This is a genomic window from Nocardia sp. NPDC049149 (assembly GCF_043197455.1).
GTDB lineage: Bacteria > Actinomycetota > Actinomycetes > Mycobacteriales > Mycobacteriaceae > Nocardia.
In genome coordinates, this window is the sequence record NZ_JBICTD010000009.1 from 153286 (window position 1) to 172680 (window position 19395).

The 19395-nt window shown below is 66.2% G+C and carries 12 protein-coding genes; 1 reads left to right on the forward strand and 11 read right to left on the reverse strand.

The genetic code is table 11. From position 1 onward, the window contains the following. Nucleotides 1–12: 12 nt before the first annotated feature. The 3 genes from ACGFNJ_RS32295 to ACGFNJ_RS32305 are packed head-to-tail and all read right to left on the reverse strand — an operon-like array spanning nucleotide 13 to nucleotide 5781. Nucleotides 13–2631, reverse strand: coding sequence for an aminotransferase class III-fold pyridoxal phosphate-dependent enzyme (locus ACGFNJ_RS32295; RefSeq protein ID WP_393456829.1), 2619 nt, complete (start codon nucleotides 2629–2631; stop codon nucleotides 13–15). 23 nt (nucleotides 2632–2654) lie between these two features. Beyond that, nucleotides 2655–3698: a 3-oxoacyl-[acyl-carrier-protein] synthase III C-terminal domain-containing protein gene (locus ACGFNJ_RS32300; RefSeq protein WP_393456832.1), complete on the reverse strand. Its 1044-nt coding sequence runs from the start codon at nucleotides 3696–3698 to the stop codon at nucleotides 2655–2657. A 1-nt stretch (nucleotide 3699) separates the two neighbouring features. Next, nucleotides 3700–5781, reverse strand: coding sequence for an AMP-binding protein (locus ACGFNJ_RS32305; protein ID WP_393456835.1), 2082 nt, complete (start codon nucleotides 5779–5781; stop codon nucleotides 3700–3702). A 295-nt stretch (nucleotides 5782–6076) separates the two neighbouring features. Here ACGFNJ_RS32305 and ACGFNJ_RS32310 point away from each other — a divergent pair, with 295 nt between their 5' ends. After that, entirely contained in the window at nucleotides 6077–7318 is a 1242-nt protein-coding gene (locus tag ACGFNJ_RS32310; RefSeq protein WP_393456838.1) for a hypothetical protein, read from the forward strand. Between the two features lie 23 nt (nucleotides 7319–7341). On the opposite strand, the gene ACGFNJ_RS32315 is transcribed toward ACGFNJ_RS32310, so the two are convergent. From ACGFNJ_RS32315 to ACGFNJ_RS32350, 8 genes are read right to left on the reverse strand one after another with little or no spacing between them, the layout of a single operon-like run. Further along, complete coding sequence (locus ACGFNJ_RS32315; protein WP_393456841.1) at nucleotides 7342–7650, reverse strand: hypothetical protein; 309 nt, start codon at nucleotides 7648–7650, stop codon at nucleotides 7342–7344. A 14-nt stretch (nucleotides 7651–7664) separates the two neighbouring features. Continuing rightward, nucleotides 7665–8837 carry an L-prolyl-[peptidyl-carrier protein] dehydrogenase gene (gene redW, locus ACGFNJ_RS32320; RefSeq protein ID WP_393456844.1) on the reverse strand — a complete coding sequence of 391 codons (1173 nt, stop codon included), beginning with the start codon at nucleotides 8835–8837 and terminating at the stop codon, nucleotides 7665–7667. After that, nucleotides 8834–11572: a polyketide synthase gene (locus tag ACGFNJ_RS32325; RefSeq protein WP_393456847.1), complete on the reverse strand. Its 2739-nt coding sequence runs from the start codon at nucleotides 11570–11572 to the stop codon at nucleotides 8834–8836. The genes redW and ACGFNJ_RS32325 overlap by 4 nt, the downstream gene beginning before the upstream one ends. A 12-nt stretch (nucleotides 11573–11584) precedes the next feature. After that, nucleotides 11585–14290, reverse strand: coding sequence for a PEP/pyruvate-binding domain-containing protein (locus ACGFNJ_RS32330; protein ID WP_393456850.1), 2706 nt, complete (start codon nucleotides 14288–14290; stop codon nucleotides 11585–11587). Then, complete coding sequence (locus ACGFNJ_RS32335) at nucleotides 14287–15342, reverse strand: SAM-dependent methyltransferase (protein WP_393456853.1); 1056 nt, start codon at nucleotides 15340–15342, stop codon at nucleotides 14287–14289. Before ACGFNJ_RS32335 ends, ACGFNJ_RS32330 begins: the two co-directional genes overlap by 4 nt. Continuing rightward, entirely contained in the window at nucleotides 15339–17033 is a 1695-nt protein-coding gene (locus ACGFNJ_RS32340; RefSeq protein ID WP_393456856.1) for an amino acid adenylation domain-containing protein, read from the reverse strand. The genes ACGFNJ_RS32335 and ACGFNJ_RS32340 overlap by 4 nt, the downstream gene beginning before the upstream one ends. Then, the gene (locus ACGFNJ_RS32345; protein WP_393456859.1) at nucleotides 17030–18793 is read right to left on the reverse strand and encodes an aminotransferase class I/II-fold pyridoxal phosphate-dependent enzyme; all 1764 of its coding nucleotides are present in this window, start codon (nucleotides 18791–18793) and stop codon (nucleotides 17030–17032) included. Before ACGFNJ_RS32345 ends, ACGFNJ_RS32340 begins: the two co-directional genes overlap by 4 nt. Next, nucleotides 18790–19110 carry an acyl carrier protein gene (locus ACGFNJ_RS32350; RefSeq protein ID WP_393456862.1) on the reverse strand — a complete coding sequence of 107 codons (321 nt, stop codon included), beginning with the start codon at nucleotides 19108–19110 and terminating at the stop codon, nucleotides 18790–18792. Before ACGFNJ_RS32350 ends, ACGFNJ_RS32345 begins: the two co-directional genes overlap by 4 nt. Nucleotides 19111–19395: the final 285 nt, after the last annotated feature.

The following is a 19395-nucleotide window of genomic DNA, read 5'->3' on the forward strand; positions in this document are numbered from 1 at the left end:
CATGCGGCCGCCTCAGGTGACGAACAGTTGGTCGGCCAGCATTTCGTCGAGGCTCTTCTCGAAGGCGTGCGCCACCTGATCGAGATCTTCGATCGAATGGGCGGCGCTGATCAGGAAGCCGTGCAGCTCAGGGAGATAGACCTGATGTTTGCGCATGTAGTAGGCCAGCGCGATGGTCGCCTTGAAGTTGCTGCCCGCCATGCGTTCTCGATACAGGCCGGCCTCGCGGTGGCTGAAATTCAAGGAGAACATCGAATTTCGCGCGTTGATCCGGCAGGCCAGCTCGCGCTGGCGCACCGCTTCGCGCATCGCCTCCGCGAGCCGCGCGGTATTCGCGTCGAGCATCGGGTATATCTCGGGATGGGTGCCGAGGTGGCGCACCGCGGCCAAACCTGCTGTGCACGTGAGCGAGTTGCCGCTCAGGGTGCCGCCGGCGAACACCTTGTTCTCGTAGTCGTTGAACGGGTCCTGCGAGCTCTTCGCCATGTCGATCAGTGCCTGCTTGCCGATCACCGCACCGCACGGCAGGCCGCCGCCGATCACCTTGCCCAGGCAGGTCAGATCCGGGTGGATATCGGCAAGCACCTGCACGCCGCCGTATGCCGCGCGGAATCCCGAGACCACTTCGTCGAAGACCAGTGGGATATCGAGTTCGGTGCACACCCGCCGCAGTTCGGTGAGGAATTCGAGGTCGAGCGCGACCACCGAGGTCGGCATGGGTTCGAGGATGACGCAGGCGAGTTCGTCGGCATGGGCACGCAACCGGTCCAGCCCGCCGATGTCGCCGTATTGCAGGACAACGGTTCCCGCCACCGTCGCCGGGTCGGTGCCGAGTGTCCCGGCGACGGGTTCGGGGTGGTGGCGGTCGCCGGAGAAACGGAACCAGGAACTGACCATGCCTTGGTCGGCGAAGCCGTGATAGTGGCCTTCGAATTTCGCTACCGCGGTACGCCGCCGATACCCTCGGCAGATCCGGAGGGCGAACAGGATCGCCTCGGTGCCCGAGTTGCACAGGATCGCCTTGTCCGCCGCGGGAAAGGCGTCGACAAGCAGTTCGGCCAGCTCGATCTCGGCGACGTGGCCGATGCCGTTGACCAGTCCGCGATCGACGCCTGCGGTGATCGCGGACGTGATCGCCGGATGCGCGTAGCCGAGCAGGTGCGGGCCGTATCCGCCGGACAGGTCGATGTATTCGTTGCCGTCGAAGTCCTTGATGCTGCCGCCCGCGGCCTCCTTGACGAACACCGGGAATCCGCTCGGAAAGAAGTAGCGGTCGATATGGGTCGGCGCGACCAGGCTCGACCGCGCTCGGTCGCGCAGGCCGAGCGAGGTCGGCATCTGCAATGTGAACTCGGCTTCGAATCGCTGTGCCACCTCGGTGCTCACATACGGCGAGTAGCGGTCGGTGAAATTCCTTGCGTTCGACCAGATGTCGATATCGGGATCGATCTGGGTTGCGAAGCCCTCGCCCGAGAGGAAGACGAGCTCGACCTTGGTGAAATTGGTCGTGTATCGCGAATCATACTGGCGTAGTACTGCATTGACGTCGTTGAAGAAGGCGACGGTCGACCAGCGGTTGGTGGACAGATCGAAGTGGTGGCGCAGTATCTCGATCATCTGCGCGTCGTAGGCCGAACGCCGTTGGTGCAGCGGCTTGCCCGCGATGACGAAATGCCGGGTGAACCGGTCGGTGGCGATCTCCCATTCCTTGCGGCTGCAGGCGTAATAGAAGGAGGACAGGCCCCATTTCTCGTCCTCGCTCAGCTCCACCGTCACGCCGTAGTCCACCAGCACCACTTCGCCTGCCTCGGTGAACATCACGTTGCCCGGATGCGGATCGCCGTGGCAGATGCCGTGCATGTACAGCATGGTGTAGATGACGTCCTGCAACCGCTGCGCGAGCCTGGCGCGCGGAAACGGCACGGTGTCAGCGTGTTTGCCCGGAATGCCGTCCATGTACTCCATCACCAGCATGCGCCGGGTCACCAGTTCGGGCACGACGGCGGGCACCTTCACGAACGGGTGGGCGCGGAAGTTGGCGTATATCCGCTGTTGCCGATCGGCCTCGTGCGTCATATCGGCCTGGGGCCGCAGCAGCCGGGCGAGCTCCTCGAATCGCTTGGGCAGGTTGAGGTTCCGCACCGGCGGCACCGCGAGATGCACCAGCCGCACCAACGTGGCGAGCGCACGCAGGCTCTGCTCGAGCTGCTCGGGCACCGCATCCTTCACCAGCTTGACCGCCACCTTGCGACCATCGGACAGCTCGGCCACGTGCACCTGTGCGACGGAGGCGCTGGCGATCGGCGTCGGATCGAAGGAGACGAACGTGGCTTCGAGCGCGGCGCCGAGCTCACGCTCGATCGCGCGTCTGGTCTGGTCGACCGGCATATGCGGGGCTTGGTCCTGCAGCACCCGCAGCGTCTGCACCCACGATTCCGGCAGCAGATCGGATCTGGTCGCGGCGATCTGACCGATCTTGATGTAGATCGGACCCATCCGGAGCAAGAAGGCCAGAACCACCTCCGCCCGGCGCTGCTCGGGGCCGCGCCCACGCCCGCGTATCGCGCCGAGCAGGTATTCGACGCCGCCGAGTAGCCCGTAACCTGCCGCTTTGGTGAGATGTCCGAGCATGATTCATCCGTTCGGAGAGATCGTCAGAATACGAAAGAGAATCCAGCGAAGGACATGCCCGCGCTGCCGACCCAGCCCACCGCGCGATCACCCGGCCGCAGTGCGCCCGCATCGATCGCCGAGGCGATCGCCGCCGGTACCGACGCGGAGACGATGTTGCCGGTCTCGGGATACACATGGTGGATCACCTCGCCGAGGCCGACCTTGTCGGCCATGGCCTGCCAATCTCGTTTACTCGATGCGTGCGTGAAAAGCGCCGCCACCTTTTCCGGGTCCACCTCGAGCCGTTCGAAGACGGCCAGCACCTCCGCCGTGCCCGCCTCGTGCATCTCGAAGCCGAAGGAGCTGAACCGTCCGACGCCATTGGCGGCAAGTTTGTCGTCGGGATCGCAAAAGCCCTCGTAGCCGGGGAGCGTGACGTTGCACAGCGCGGCAAGATCCGGGCGGGAGGTGAACTGGAAGTCCCACGGTTCGTTGTCGTCGGCGGTGAGCACGGTCGCGGTGGCGGCCTCACCGAGGGTGTAGGCCGGGAAGATCGATGCCAGCGCTTCGGCCCGTTCGACCCGGAACAGGTCAGGAAAGACGTGGCCACCGAAGCGCAGGCTGAACTCCGCGTTGACGATCAGGGCCGCGGTGGCCCGACCTGCGCGCATCAGCGCCTCCGCGACGTGCACGGCCCTGGTCCAGCTCATGCATGCGTCGATGATGTCGAAGCACTGCGCGTTCACCAGCCCGAGCGCGGCCGCGCAATGGTAGGCCCCACCCGGTTCGAGGAAACCTCGTCCGATACCCGTGTAGATCAGCAGATCGATCTCGTCGACGCCGGTATCTGCTTGCGCCAGTGCGGTGTTCGCCGCGGTGCGGAGCAGATCGATCGGACGCTCGCCCGCGTCGAGCCACCGTCGCTCCCGTGAGCCCGCATAGCGCAGGTACAGGTCGACGGACCGCAACATGCCGTCGAGATCACCGTCGAAGCCGTCCGAGCTGTGTTGCCCGATCAGGTCGATGATTTCGGCGTTGTCGACGACGCGCGAGGGTAGGCCGGCCACTGCGGACCGCAGGCGCATCTCAGGCCACCGCTTCGTGTTGCGTTGCGGCGGTGCTCGATTCGCCGGGCTCGACGCCGGTCAGCACTTCCGCGATCGCGCTGGCCATGGCGCCGATGGATTCGGCATCCCACATCAGCTCGGGCGCGAATTGCTTACCCGCCCAGTCCTCGAGGTGCTGGTGCAGGTTCATCTGATCGACCGATCCGAAGCCGTGTTCGGCGAGCGTGCGGTCGGCCTCCACGGCTGGCGCGCCGGGCCCGGCATTGGCGGCGATCCAGTCGGACACCTGGGTGAGCAGACCCTGTCGCACGAGTTCGGTCATGGTGGGCAGGCCGTTCGGCTGCGGACCAGCAACGGGAACACGGGCGACCGCTGTCAACGGCTCGGTATCCGTCGTCGCCTCCGTCCAGCGGTAGATCTCCGGCAACCGGCCTGCGAGGAATTCCGATCGGCACTCTTGGCGGCGCAGTTTTCCGCTTGTCGTCCGCGGCACCGCGCCTTGGACGATCAATACGACTGTGATCGGCGCGATTCCGTGCCGCCTTGCGACCGCGTCGCGCATCGTCGCGGCCAACTGGTGCGGCGCCACCTGGCCGTCGGCGCGATACTCCGCGACCAGCGCGAGCCGCTCCTGCGCGGCCTCTCCGACACCGAAGGCGAGCACGCCGCCGGCCCGCAACGCCTCGGCACTGCCGACCGCGGTGGCTTCGATGTCCTCCAGGTAATAGTTGACACCATTGACGATCATCATGTTCTTCAAGCGGCCGTTGACGAACAGCTCGCCGTCGTCGACGAAGCCCAGATCGCCGGTGCGCAACCAGCGGGTCTCGCCGCCGGCGAACCTGGCGCCGAATGTCCGCGCGGAATCGTCGTGCTTGCCCCAATACCGTGGCGACACACTCGGTCCCGCCGCCCAGATCTCGCCGACCACGCCGTCAGGCAGGATCCGACCGGATTCCGGGTCGACGATGGCGATTTCGGTGCCGGGAACCGGGGCGCCGACGCCGACGAGTTCGAGTCCACCTGGTGCGGTGGCGATTTCGGCTCTGCGCCGACCGAGAGCCTGCGGGTCGAAGCGTCGCACCACTCGACGCTCGTGCGAGCCACCACAGGTCAAGACCAGCGTTGCCTCCGCGAGACCGTAGCCGGGGGTGAGCACCGCGCCGTCGAGTCCGTGCGGTGTGAACGTCGCTTCGAACCTGTCCAAGGTGGCCTTGCGCACCGGCTCCGCGCCGTTGCCCACGTGCCGCCAACTGCGCAGATCCAGCGAGGCACGCTGCGCGGCCGTCGTCTTGTCCACGCACAGGTCGAAGGCGAAATTCGGTGCACCACTGTGGGTTCCCCGATAGGTCGTGACGGCATCCAGCCACCGGATGGGATTCTTCGCGAATGTCGTCGGCGCCATGAGCACCGCACGGCAACCGGCGTAGACCGGCAGCAGAATACCGTTCACCTGGCCGTAGTCGTGGAAGTGCGGCAGCCACGAGACGACGACGCTCTCGTTGTCGACCAGCCAAGCCCGGGCCAGCTGTCCGCAATGGTTGATGCTCATCGCATGATCGATGACCACGCCCTTCGGCGCCGATGTCGAACCCGAGGTGTACTGCAGATAAGCGACGATGCCCGCAACGGCGGTACCGCGGCCTTGCGCCGGGCCGAGCGTATCGGTCGCGATATGCGGTAATCGACTGAAGGGCAAGCCCGTATCCCCCGCAGCCACGATCTCGGCGGTGGTCAACACGGCCGCGGCCGTAGCATCGGCCGCGATGGCAGCGATGTGGGCTGATCGGTTACGCCCCGGCGCAAACAGCGGTATGCCGATCACGCCCGCGTACAGACATCCGAAAAAGGCCGCGACATAGTCCAATCCGGCCGGATAGAGCAGCAGGGCGCGTTCACCGCGGCCGACCGTTTCGGTCAGTCGCTCAGCCACCGCCCGCGCCCGGTTATCGAGCTCCTGGAATGTCAGACAATCCGCTTCCCGGCCGTTCTCATCGAGAAATACATATGCTTCTTGGTTTCCCTGCCGACGAGCCCGTGTCCTGACAAGATCGACCCAGTTACCAGCTTCGACAGCGTTGTCCACGGACAAGGGCTGCATGCGTACCTCTTTGCGATTCGTTTGTCCAGCGGCCGAATGAGTTACCCGATCACAGCTTTCCTCAATTTCCAGCAAACCAGATTCAGCCGCCGCATAATTGCCGGATCGAGCGACCGGGCCAATCTATCCTCGGCTCCGTAGACCCGTCAATACTTTTCTGAATGGAATCGTGCAATGTCGGCGGCATACGCGCTCGTCAGCAACTTGTCAGCGGTTTATCAGCCCTATTGTCAGCGATGGTGGGCATATTGACATAGTCCGCAGCACGCCAATTACCCGAAAAGGCGGAGTCCACGTGGCAGAGCCGATCATCTACGAAGCCGGTTCACCGCGAGCAACATTCGTCTCCTTCGACCAAGCCATGACGTCCGCGCTCGCCATCGCGATGACGAGCCCTTCGTCGCACAACTGCCAACCGTGGGCGGTGGCGCGATTGGTCAGCAACGCCGCACGCGACCACATCGCGACCCGAATCGGTGCCCTACCGACGGCGGACCAGGCCGCGACCGAAACCCTCATCCTGGCGGTCGACCGCACCAGGGAGATCGCCGCGCTGCCGACGCACCACACCGAAATGCGGCTCAGCTGTGGCCTTTTCTGGCACCTGCTGCACCGCGCGCTCGCGGCGCAGGGGTGGGTGGCGTGCCACCACATGCACCCCGATCCGGCACAATTGGCAGGCATCGGCCTCCCAGCGACGTGGGTTCCCTTGCGATTGACGCACTTTCGCTGGCACCCCGAGCCGACCGAAACCCTCGGCGAAGTGCGCACCCTTGCCATGCGGCGACAGACGAACAGAGGGCCCTACGAAGACGGCCCGATCGCACCGATCCTCCTCGACAAACTCGCGGAGAACCGCACCGCGGCGAAACGCACGCGGCGCGGCCAACGCAACCGTGCTGGGTTGCCGGGCGTCCGAAACGGTACGGCCCAGGTGGATCCCACGCCGCAGCTGCATATCCGATACCTGAGCTCCGGCCCGGACCTGCACCGGTTCGCCGCGTTCGTCGCCCGACATGCCGAACGGGATTTCACGCATCGTGCCGCCTGGCGCGAAACACATTCCTACCTCAGGCATAGCGAGGCCGAAGCCGCAGCAAAGGGCGATGGTTTCACGCTCACCCACTTGTTCGGACCACTCTCGGCCCGACAGCGGCTGCTGCGGCGGTTGATGTTCACCCCGGCCGCCATGGCTGTGCTCAGCGTGACCAGCTTTCCGCGGACCATCGCCGGACAGCTCGCCGGGCTGGTGCTGCGCACGCCCGCCATCGTCTCGGTCAGCGTATCTCCTTGGGAGAATGCGGATTTCGATATGGTCGACGCGGGTGCGCTGCTCGGCGACTATTGGCTGCGGGTCACCGGCGCCGGTTTGGCCATGCACCCGATCAGCGTCGTCGTCCAACACGATGATCTGCGCTACGAACTCCAGACCGAGTTCCAGCTGCCTGGCCGTGTCGTTTTCGTCGCCAGACTCGGGCGGCCCACCGTGCGGTTCCTGCCCGCACCACGCAGGCCACCGGCTGTGCTGGCGCTCTGAGCTGAGACGCCGGGGCGCGGCGGTCATGCCGCGTAGTAGCCGGGGCCGACCCGTGTTCCGGCAATCTCGGTGGTCACCGCGGCCATTGTGTCGAATGCGGCCACCAGTCTCGCGAACGCCGGGGTTCGGGTATCGCGCTCGAACTCGGCGAGGTCATCGACCTGGATCACCTCGAAGTAGTTGCGGGGCGAATCGGGGATCCGCTGCACACTGAACGACCGAATACTCGGCAGCTCAGGGCAGGTCGCGTAGTCGACCTCGCGGACCCACGATTCGAACGCCGCGGCGTCGGTATCGGCGTGCAACCGGATCAAATGCACGATCAGCTCCATGATCTGTGGCTCCTTCAGCGACGCGGACGAGCACGGCGACCAACCCTGAGCGCACGTGCGATATTGTTCTTCTGAATTTCGTTGGTACCGGAGACAATTCGCGCGGGGAGTGCGTCGCGCAGCAGCGTTTCGGCATCCCCCGCGGTGACCCCGAGCGCGCCGCGCAGCTGGACGGCGTCCAGTCCGATCTTCACCGCGGCCTCGCTGACCGCCACCTTCGCCAGTCCGGACGACACCGCGGCGTCAGCACCCCGAGACAGTTCCCAGGCCGCGAACATCAGCAGCAGCCTGGCAGTCTCCAGGGTCGCGACCATGTCGACGATGCGGTGCGCAACCGACTGGAATTCGCCGATGGGCGAACCGAATTGCGTTCTTTCCCCGGCGAATTCGATCGTGCTGTCGACAACACGGCGCATCGCGCCGAGATACACGCCGAACAGGCAGGTGCGTTCCCACTTCATCGAACCGGCGAACACACTCGCCCCGGCCCCCACCCCACCGAGCACCCCGTCCAACGGGATACGGCAGTCGGTGAGGTGCACATCGGCCGTCGGCGAACCGCGCAGACCGACCTTGTCGTGCGGCGCACCGACCTGCAGCCCCGGCGTCCCGGCCGGAACGAGAAAGGCGGTCAGCCCGAAGTAGCCACCACCCGGCTCGGTGGCGGCCTGAATGATGAAGACGTCGGCGACCGGCGCATTGGTGGTGAAGGCCTTGACGCCGTTGAGAATCCAATGGTCGCCGCCGCATTCGGCGCGCGCGGCCAGGTGCAAGATGTCCGATCCGGCATTCGGCTCGGTGATGGCGTGCGCCGCGATGAGCTCACCGGAGGTCAACCCGGACAGCCACTGCCGGTGTTGCTCGCCCGTGCCGAACTCCACGATCGGCATCACCGAGGCGAACAAGTGGGCCGCGACAGAGAAGGCGAAACCGGTATCGGTGCAGCCCTTTCCGAGCGCCTCCATGAGCGCGGTGGCGGTGAGGGCATCCAGTCCGCTGCCGCCGTACGGGCTCGGCGCCGTGGCGCCGACGAGGCCTTGCCTGCCTGCCAGCCGCCAGCGCCGCCGAAAATCGTCGTGGTCGAACGATTCCGGGTCGTAGGATTTCGGGCCACCCAGATCACGGCGGGCGAACGCGGTCACCGCGGCGCACATAGCCTCGGTTTCCGGTGGGAGGTCGAAGTTCATGACGCACTGTCCCGGTGGGAGTCTTCCTGATATTCCTCGATGAGCAGGTGGTAGTTGATCCCACCGGTGCCGAAGGAACTCACCCCGGCACGGCGCGGTCGACCTGGTACCGCGGGCCACGGCGCGGCAACGTTCGGTAGCACCGCAGGAATCTGCTCGAGCGGCAATTCCGGATTGCGCGTATGCAACACAGTGGGCGGGAAGGTCTCGGCCCGCATTGCTTGCAGGGTCCGAAGCAGTCCCGCGCCGCCCGCGGCGGCGAAGGTGTGGCCGATGAAGGATTTCGCCGTACCGATCACCAATGGCTGGATACGCCCGCCGTAAACCTTTGCAGCAGCGGTGATTTCCACCCGGTCACCGACTCGGGTCCCGGTACCGTGCGCCTCCAGGTAGTCGACCGCCGCGGGCTCGAATTCCACCTGACCGAAGGCGCGACGCATGGCAAGCACCTGTCCGTCGACATTCGGTGCGATGCATGATTTCGCGTCGTTGGCCGCGCCGACGCCACGAATCAGACCGTAGATCTTGTCGCCGTCGCGCTGTGCGTCGGAGAGCCGCTTGAGCACGAACATGGCGCAGCCATCGCCGGGACTGAATCCGTCGGCCTCGGCATCGAACGGCGTGATCCGGCTGCGCGACAGCATGCCGAGCGCCGAACAGAGCACCAGATCACGGGGATTGCAGGCTAATTCGACGCCACCGGCGATGGCGTAGTCGACGCAGCCTGCGCGCAATGCCGTCACCGCGTAATCGATGGCCGCCAGCGTCGAAGCGCAGGCCGACTCGATCACGAGCGGTACGGCCGACAGCCGGAACTCGTTGGCAGCCAAGGCCGCGACGCCGCTGGCTAGACAGCCGTCGAGATCGGCGGGCATTGCGGGCGCACACCAGGTCACGTATCGTTCGCCGGCTTGCGCGAGAATGCGATCGCGGTCCTCGCTCGGCAGGTCCGCCAGCTCATCCAGCGCCGCAGCGACATCGGCCAACTCCCCCACCGACCGTTCCGCGTTGAGACTGCGTTCCCGTGACAGACTCAGCGTGCTCCCGACCACCACGGTGCCATCGCCTGCGCACAGCGTCGGCCGCCGACCGTAGCGAGCCAGCGTTTCCTCGGCGACCGAAAGCGCGAGCCGCTGGGCGCGATCCATCGCCAGGTAGCGGCGTGGGGTGAGGTGCAGCGACGTCGGCGGCTGTTCGGGTATCGACGCCGCCGCACCCACCGCGCAGTAGGTGTGAGTGAGGGTGAGCGCGCCCCGCGCCAAGTAGAGGTCGCGATCCAGCACGTCGTCCGGGAGTTGCCGCAGGCTGTCCCGACCGGATCTGATGTTCTGCCAGAAGGCGGTCGCGTCCGGTGCGTCCGCGAAGGCTCCGCCGAATCCGACGATCGCGATGGCTTCCGGCGTCGCAGGTGCCGACCGGACGAGCATCGGTCTCGGCCGCAGCCCTGGCGACGAGCGTTCGTAACTTTCGAGGAGCAGATAGGAGGCCGTGCCACCGAGCGCGGTCCCGCACACTGCCGCATATCGCACCTCGGATTCCGTTTCGGCAGGCCATCGTTCGAGATCCTCGGGGAATCGGAACGGCGTCGCGGCCAGGTCGGCGCCGCGCAGCGACCCGGGCGGCAATGCGCGATGGTCCAGCGCGAGAGCGGTTTTCGCGATGCTCGCCAGTCCTGCGTTGGCCAAACCGTGGCCGAGCCGATCGCCGTTGCCGCCGAACCGCACCGACCCCGACGCGGCCGCACCGAAGACCTTACCGAGACCATCGACGCCCGCCGCGGTCACCGCGGGAATGGACGGGCCGACCCAGTCGATGTACCCGAGCTGCTCGGGCGCGATGCCCGCCGCCGCGTGCGTCTCCTCGGCGACCCGGTAGTACTGCTCGGCCTCCGTCGCATAGCGCAGCACGCCGGGGTGCGGGTCGTGCCGCACCCGGCATTCGAGAATCGATGCATAGCCTCGGTCACCATCGTGCAGCGCCGACGATCGGCGTTTCAACAGCAGCGCGACGACGCCCTCGGCCAACATGTCGTTCGCGGAAAGTCCTTTGGCCGCCAGCATTTCGCCGATCAGCGCACCCTCTCGGCACTGCCCGGTCAGCACCAGGACCGCCTCGGCGGTGCCTGCGCGCAAGCTGTCGACCGCGTGCCGCAGCGCGACGAACGGGGTCGCGTCGGCGGATTCCACCGCGATCGTGCGACCCGTCAGCCGAAATGCGGTGGCGATACGGGCCGGAATCGCACTCGCCATCTCGCCGACCCGGTCGTGCGGCGACGCACCGAGTCGTTCAGTGAGCCGGGCGCGCAGCTGCGCGGGCAACTGCTCGGCTCGCCCGCTGATCCGGTCGTCGGGATCCAGCGCGACCACCTGCCCGAGATGGCGCGCATATCGCGCACCTTCGACGCGAAGTGCGTTGGCGTACTGACGATCCGAGCCGAAGCAGGTGCCGACGATGACATCGGTGCGCTCGGCGAGCGGTCGCGCCGGGTATCCGGCGTCGGCCAGGCACCGATGCGCAGCGTCGAGCATGAGGAGTTGCAGCCTGCTCATCGCGCCGCGCTGTGCGGGCGGGATGCCGAACCGGGCCAGATCGATATCCGCGTCGTTCAGGCGGTCCTGGCTGGCTCCCGTGGCAGGCCGCGTCAACAGCTTCCAGTACTCGTCGACACCGGCGGCCTCGGGATGCAGGCACGCAATACCGGTGATCGCGATCGGTTCTCGGTCGAAATGCGGCATGCGGCTCCCTGACTATCCGCGTCCAAGCGGATCGGCGGGTTCGATCACCTCGACCACGCCGCGGTCCCCGTCCACCACCACCAGATCTCCGGTCTTCAGCACGCGCGTCGCGTATTTGGTGTTGACGACGGCGGGCACCCGGAATTCCCGCGAGACGATGGAACTGTGCGACAGCATCGAGCCGATGTCGGTGACGATGCCCGCCGCTACGGCGAACAGCGGAGTCCAGGTGGAATCCGTGTACTGGGTCACCAAGATCTCACCGGCCTGGAATTCGTCTGCCTGCCAGGCCAAGTCGTCCAGGATGCGGACGCGGCCGACGGCACGACCCTGGCTGGTGCCGAGACCATCGAGCCTGGCCCCGTCTGGGGGCGGCTTGACGGAGCGGGTGATATCCCATTCGCCGATGAAACTCAGTGGCGGCGCGGGCATTCGACCGTGGTTTCGGGAGATTCGCATGGCCTCCTCCAGGTTCGCGCGGGAGAAGATCTCGCGCGGATCCTGCTCCCCCGCCAGATAGCGCAGTATGTCCGCGAAGTCGAGGTAGGCGACCTCGTCGACGGAGCGCAGCACCCCGGTCTCGAGCAAGCGGTCGGCCACCTCGTAGACCGCGGAACGCACCAGCCAGATGGAGCCGATCATCGACACCCTGGCGGTCTCCCGAAGCGAACTGCACGTCTTGTACAGCCAGATCACGCCGTTCAGCACGCGACGCTTGGGCCAGCTCAATCCGCGCACGGCCGCGGCAGCCTCGTCGTCGCGTGCGTCGTGCACCGATTCGAGGACGTCGTCGATCGAGCAGCCGTCGTCGACATAACGGCGAATCAACTGAAATACGTAGGTGGGGTCGTCGATCCAGCGCGGATTCGTCAGCTCCATCTCTTGATGGGCGTGCACACCGTTCTCGCGGAGGAAGGGTTCCATGTGCGTCGCCCAGAACTTCGATCCGGCCGCGTCGGCGCGCAGCCGGACGGCTACGTCGGTCGGCGCGCCGGCGCGCACGATCTCCAGCACCCTCGGCTGATTCCGGACCGCCTGGGCCAATTGCCAGACCTCACGCGCACATTCGACGGTGCGCAGGTTCGACATATCGGTCTTGAGCCGGTTCTGCAGCCGCTCGCCCGCATCGCCGAGCCAGGCAACGCACAGCTGCGCGAGCAGGTCGTGATAGCCGAAGGCATAGAGGAAGTACGGCATGTACCCGACATGCATATCGTGGAAATGCGCCAGGCGGCGCCGCATTTCGATATCCAGTTCGCGACGGTCCAACTCGCCGATCCTGATTCGGCTGGCGCGGTCGTATTCGTAGCGTCGTGCGTCGACCATCCGCACGGTGCGCTTGCGCATATCCCGCAGTTCGGCGGCGGCGGTCCGCAGCCAGAACAGCGCGGATCGCCAACCGTCCGGCCCGATGCTGTAGCTGCCGAAGGGATTTCGATAGGACGTCAGGTCCACCTCTTCGCTGGCGAAGCGTTCGGTGGCATCGCTTTGATCCCGCATCGCCGGGCTCTGGCTCAGCAGATAGCTGGCATAGGAGACGTTCAGGTAGACATAGCTCTGGAAGTAGCCCATCTGCACGGACGGATCACCGGTATCCCGGACGCCTGCGCCGCGTACACAGGCGCCGTGCACGTGGTACTGGTAGTAGCGGGCGAAGGACAGGCCGAGCGGCGTCATCGCGCCGGTGAAGATCTCCCCGATGTCCATGCGAGACCACAGCGTCCCGTGCTGTACGGCGTCCGGCTGCGGTTCGGCGTAGGGACTGACCGTCGCGACCCGCACCGGGCCTACGGTGATCGGACGCGCCTGCAAGAGATGGAGCGCGCCGTCGCACAGCGCCCACTCGATATCCTGGTCGGCCCCATAGTGATCCCGCACTCGTACAGCCAGTTCCACGAGTTCGTTCAGCTGCGTCGGAGTCAGGGACGATGCGGCGCGATCCGCCTCGGCCACCTTGACCAATTCCACGACACCGGGCCGAACCACGGCGCATTTGGTGATCTTGTAGCGAACGGTGCGCTCGACAACGTCCCGACTACCCGGATCCACGACGAAGGAATCCGCGGTCACCTTGCCCGCAACCAGACCCTCGCCCAGCCCCAAGCAGGCATCGACCACGAACCGGTCCGTGCGGCCGCTGATCGGGTCACGGGTGAACAGCACGCCCGCCACATCGGCGGGAATCATCCGCTGGATCACCACCGCGATGGCGCCCGCGTCGGCGTCGGCGCGATACGCGACGGCCCGGTCCGACCACAGCGATGCCCAGCACACCTTGACCGCCTCGAGTAGCGCGTGCCCGTCGCTCACGTCGAGCACCGTGTCGTGCTGTCCGGCAAACGATTGCGCGGCCGAGTCTTCCCGTCCCGCTGACGAGCGCACCGCAACGCGCGGCCACCCGAGCTCCGCATAGGCGTCGAGCACCGCAATCGCGATCTCCTCCGGGATCTCGCTCGCAAGGATCGCCTCGCGCATCCCACCCGGTTCCCGGCCCGCCGAATCGAGGCCGAGACCGCGTAGGAAGCGCTCGAACAACCCGGTCGTGAGGCAGTAGGCCGCCGGCACCGGCAGCCCGGCCCTGATCAGCTCGTCGAGCCGAGCGCCCTTGCCGCCCAACGACTCCGGCGCATATCTGCGCGGCCCGCCGAGTACGACGACAAGATCGCGCGCGGCGGCGCCGACGGCGCTGACGTAGGCCGCCTCCTCGGTGCCGGTCATGCGGTCCGCCTTCCTGGCTCAGGGAGCACCGCAGCCAGCGGATTGCCTCCGACGAAAACGAAGAACTGGTCGCCGGGGATGAGGCGGCGCATGTCGATCTCGGCGAAGCCCGCCGTTTGCAGCTGGCCGGTCAGTTCGGCGACATCCGGTAGCGGGCCGCCGAAGTCGGCGAACTCGAACCACAGGTTCAACACCTCCATCGGGAGGGTGCCACCGCGACACGAGGTGGTGAGCACGAGTCGTCCACCCGGCGCGAGCAGCGACCGCGCGTGCTCGAGGAGCGCGGCCCGCTCCGCGACGGGGAAGTAGTAGATGTTGTTGTGCATCGTGATCACGTCGAACTGCGGTTCCAGCCACAGCTCGCGCACATCGGCGCGCCGCACCTCGACGCGGTCGGCCAAACCCCACGCGAGCACATTGGCGGCCGCCGCGGCGGCAACCTCAGCTTGGAAATCGATGGCCACTGCGGTCAGCCTCGGGTTCAGCATGGCGGCGTGCCGAACGTATATCCCACTGCCGCAGCCGATGTCGAGTAACCGCAGCGGCGCCTGCCGGTCGAGCACGCGCTCGATGGCCTCCTCGACAAAGGGCTGCACGACCCGGCTCGATCGGGCGATGATCGAGCCGTCCTGATCCGACAGTGTCAGCCGCCTACCGGTGCGGAGCATGTCCGGCGCATTCAGCAGCGCGGGTGCGTGGAACAACACGACCTCTGCCAAAGCCGCTGCGGCAGCGTCGCTTCCGGGCCGGGCGAGCGCTTTGGCGGTGCGGCTGCGTAACCGATAGCGACCGTCTTCGACGGCCAGATCACCGAAGCGCACGCCGAGCTCGAGCCAGGCACGCAACCGATGCCGGTCACCGGCTACCCCGAGTAGGTCGGCGCAGGCCTCCACCGCGCGGGGCTGGTCGGCAAGGTGCTGGAGTATCCCGGCGCGCCAGGCGCCGACGAGAAAGCTGGCCCGGTACAGCGGCTTGGCGAATTTCGCCGCCAGCGACATCAGCAGCGTGAGATTGCCGTCGGTGGCCATCTTGGCCACGGTCGCGAACTTCATGAGAGGCCCCTTCGCGGCTCGTCGCGCCTTGCGCTCGACCGCCTGCGCGCGAGCGTCGGCGGCACCTCGGCGAAGGACCGATAGTCGATCTTGCCGTTGCCGTTGCGCGGCAACGCCGTCATGCGAGTGACGGTGCGCGGCACCATGTATCGAGGCAGGTGCCGCGCACAGTGCTCCTTGATATCGATGAGCGTCGGCTCGGGGGCTCCGGCGCGGACGGTATAGAAGAGGGCGAGCCGCGCCTTGGCGCCCGTCCCAAGCACCACCACCGCGGCCGCGTCGATCGACAAGTGCCGCAACACCATCGATTCGATCTCGCCGAGCTCGATGCGATAGCCCGACAGCTTCACCATGCGGTCCTTGCGCCCGCGATAGACGAGCCTGCCATCGACCAGGGCGACCAGGTCACCGGTCGGATGTCGTCCGTGTCGATGCTGCTCGGCCGCGGGCTCCGAGTCCCGGCGCCAGTATCCCGGGGTGACGCAATCCCCCTGCACCACAAGCTCGCCCACTGCGTCGGGCGTCTCGAGTCGCCGCCCGTCCGCGTCGACGATCAGCAGCTCGGCGTTGCCGACCGGCAGGCCGATGGGTACCGGATCGTCAGTAAGGAGGTCTGTGTCGGTCACCCGATGGAAGGTGCAGACATTGGTCTCGGTCGGACCGTACAGGTTGTAGAGCACCGGCGGATGCACCGAGTCGGCAAGCGCCGCAGCGAGTTCACGCAACCGCGGCGTCGGATACACCTCCCCGGCGAACAACACATACCGCAGGCTGCGGATCACCTCGGGTGTCAGCGCGCACGATGCGGTCAGCAGCATCAGGATCGACGGCACGGAGTACCACACCGTGACCCGGTGCTCGCGAATGCCTGCGGCGAGCGCCGCGATGTCGCGAGCCTCGCCGTCCTCGACGATCCACACCGCCGCACCCACCGAGAGCGCGACGAACAGATCGAAGGTGCTGAGATCGAAGTTGAAGGAGGCGTGATTGGCGAAGACGTCGTCGGGTCCGACGGCCAATTCCCTACGCGCCCAATCGATGAACGCCATGAGATTGCGATGGGAGATCTGGACGCCCTTCGGGGCGCCGGTGGACCCCGACGTGTACAGGATCGCGGCCAGACCATCCGGCGTGATGTCGGTCGGCGGCGCGGAGAGCGGCGCATCATCGTGCGGTGTGCCGAGGAATTCGGCCCAGGTGACGGTCGGCACCGCAGTCCTGTTGTCCGACAAGGGCGCGTCGCGAGCGTGTGCGATCGACGGCCGCACCTCGTGCTCCTCGCCGACCACTACGACGCTGCGCACGGACTCGGGCAATGCCGGGTCGGTCCGCAACCGCAGATGCCGTGCGTCGGTGAACAGTGCGATCGGCTCGGTATCGGACAGGATCGCGTCCAGGCGAGCGGCCGGATGACCGCCGTCGACCGGCACGTAGGCACAACCCGCCTGCAGCGCGGCAAGGATGGCCTGCGCGAATTCCGGTCCCTTTGCCATCCAGATGACGACCCGATCCCCTGGCGCCGCACCGAGTTCCCGCAGCCGGGCCGCCAGCCGGTCGACTGTATCTGCGAGTTCGCGGTAAGTGACCGTGCGTCGGCCGACCAATGCGCTGCGGGCGCCGTGGTCGTCGGATTCGATGTCCGGCAGGCGGATCACGCGATCGTCGCGAATGTCGGTGAGTCGTGCGGTCACCAGCGCTCGGCCTCCTGCATCGTCTGTCGGCCGCCCACCGCCGCCTCAGTTCCCGACGGCGGCAGCACCCCGGTCTCCCGCCCGGCGTCGATGAAGATCTGCGCGGCGAGCGCCAGGTCCTCGGCCGTGTGCTCCGACGTCACGCTGACGCGCAGCCTGGCATGGCCGAGCCCGACGCCGGGGAACACGACGGTCTGGCAGAACAAGCCGCGCGCGCGGACCGCACGGCCCATTTCCATCGCTCGGCGCTCGTCGCCGACGACGATGGGAACGATCGCGCTGCGCGAGTCCTCCAGATCGAACCCGGCATCGGTGAGGTACCGGTGCAGTTGGCGAATGTTGGCCCACAGCACGGTGATTCGTTCGGGCTCACGCTCCATCACATCGATCGCGGCGATCATGCCCGCCGCCACCCCCGCCGGGATGGTGGCGGCGAACACATACGAGTTGGAGTAGAACCGCAGGTAGTCGATGACCTCTTCATCGCCGACGACGAACCCGCCCATGCCCGCGAGGGTCTTGCTCATGGTGCCGAGCTCGAGATCGACCTCCCCCTTCATGTCGAAATGTTCGGCGGTGCCGGTGCCGCGGTCACCGAGGACCCCGGTCGCATGCGCGTCGTCGACGAGAACCCGTGCCCCATAGGAACGGGCCAGTCGGACTATCTCCGGCAGATCGCAGATATCGCCGTGCATGCTGAACACGCCGTCGGTGGCGATCAGCATGCCCCTGGCCTGGCCTGCGCACCGATCCAGCACGCGCTCCAGGTCCGCCATATCGTTGTGGCGGTAGATCTTTCGCAGACCACCCGACAGTTTCGCGCCGTCGACGATGCTCATATGGTTCAGCCGGTCCACGATCAATGCGTCCCTGGTGCGGACCAGCGCGGAGATGCAGCCGAGGTTGGCGGCATACCCACCGGGATAGACGATCCCGGCTTGGCGGCCCTTGAAGGCGGCGAGCCTGCGCTCGAGTTCCTTGTGCAGCTCGTTCGTGCCGCCGATGATCCGGCAACCAGTGTTGGTCGCGCCATACAGCCGGGTCGCCGTGCAGATCGCGTCGACTACCTCGGGGTGATTCGCCAGGCCTAGATAGTTGTTCGACGCGAACATCAGGAATTCCCTGGTACGCCCGGTCAATTCGTCGTGGATCAGCGCACGGTTCGCGCAGCGGGAACGTAGCGGCATGCCGTACCAGTAGAGGTGTTCGGTCTCCCTCGCCCGGCGGTGCGCGGCGAATTCCGCGGTCTTGGCGAACAGATCGGGATCGCTGGCATCCATGAAATCCCGCATCGACCGGTCGTCCCACGGCGTCGTCCCCGGCGGACGGATCGGATCCAGCTCTCCGACAACCAGTTCCGCCAACGGCACGGGTTCGGACGGCGCGTGGTCCTGCTGCGCTTCGATCATGTCGACACCGCAACGGGCGGCAAGCTCCGCGATCAGCGCGCGCAGACTCTGGACATCAATCTCGGCCGCGAGCCCATTGGGCAGCGACAGCGCCTTCGCCACATCGTCGATGATCGACATGAGGACGACGGAATCGATGCCGAGGTCGCCTTCCAGATCAGCATCGAGCGCGAGCTGGTCGCGCCGGTACTGGGTATAGGTCATCGCCGTCGTGACAACCAGTTCGGATACCGTCTCCCGCACCACCCCCGGGACGATCGACGACGCGGCGCCGGTATTGCACGCGAGCATGTCGAGGACCTCGTAATCGACCCGGTCGACGGGTGCGTGCTGGTGGGTGAGGTCGGTCATCGGGAGTCCTTCCCCTTCGTTCGAAATCGCTCGATCAACCCGGCGATCGCCTCGATGGACCGGAAGTTCTCCGGCCTGATATCCGGAAGCGGTATCGCGATCGCGAATTCCTTTTGAATCGCATGCACCAGCTCGAAGATCTCGACCGATGAAATGATGTTCAGCTCGAGGATCGGAGTGTCCGCGCGCAACCCGTCACCATTTCCGTCCAGCCAGGAATCGACGATCAAATCCTGAAGAAACTGCTCAGTGGTCATGATTTCCCTGAGGTTTGCGGCAAATTCCTGGCATTCTCGGCGGTTGCCCGTCGAACCCATGGCGTCAGACTCTTGCCCACGACGCTGACAGGACCGCTGACGAACCGCTGATGGCACCCGGGCCCGACCGGCCGACCTGCCCCGATCCCGAAACTGAGCATCTGACCAGCTGGTTGCGAGCAGCGTCTCGGCGACGAACCCGAAGCAAGATACTTCCATCTGGTATGATGCACACCACTTAAGTGGTTTGGTTATGGAACACGTCACATGCGAAGCTCAAGCGTTTAAGACTCAACTGTGACATGCAATACTGTTTGCCAGGCGTTGTCCGCCAGCAATGCCGTC

Bases quoted from the DNA above. Each gene is read 5' to 3' on its own strand.
- redW (WP_393456844.1), bottom strand. From the start codon at position 8,837: ATGAACTTCGACCTCCCACCGGAAACCGAGGCTATGTGCGCCGCGGTG.
- ACGFNJ_RS32305 (WP_393456835.1), bottom strand. From the start codon at position 5,781: ATGCAGCCCTTGTCCGTGGACAACGCTGTCGAAGCTGGTAACTGGGTC.
- ACGFNJ_RS32350 (WP_393456862.1), bottom strand. From the start codon at position 19,110: ATGGGTTCGACGGGCAACCGCCGAGAATGCCAGGAATTTGCCGCAAAC.
- ACGFNJ_RS32330 (WP_393456850.1), bottom strand. From the start codon at position 14,290: ATGACCGGCACCGAGGAGGCGGCCTACGTCAGCGCCGTCGGCGCCGCC.
- ACGFNJ_RS32295 (WP_393456829.1), bottom strand. From the start codon at position 2,631: ATGCTCGGACATCTCACCAAAGCGGCAGGTTACGGGCTACTCGGCGGC.
- ACGFNJ_RS32315 (WP_393456841.1), bottom strand. From the start codon at position 7,650: ATGGAGCTGATCGTGCATTTGATCCGGTTGCACGCCGATACCGACGCC.
- ACGFNJ_RS32300 (WP_393456832.1), bottom strand. From the start codon at position 3,698: ATGCGCCTGCGGTCCGCAGTGGCCGGCCTACCCTCGCGCGTCGTCGAC.
- ACGFNJ_RS32325 (WP_393456847.1), bottom strand. From the start codon at position 11,572: ATGCCGCATTTCGACCGAGAACCGATCGCGATCACCGGTATTGCGTGC.
- ACGFNJ_RS32345 (WP_393456859.1), bottom strand. From the start codon at position 18,793: ATGACCGACCTCACCCACCAGCACGCACCCGTCGACCGGGTCGATTAC.
- ACGFNJ_RS32335 (WP_393456853.1), bottom strand. From the start codon at position 15,342: ATGAAGTTCGCGACCGTGGCCAAGATGGCCACCGACGGCAATCTCACG.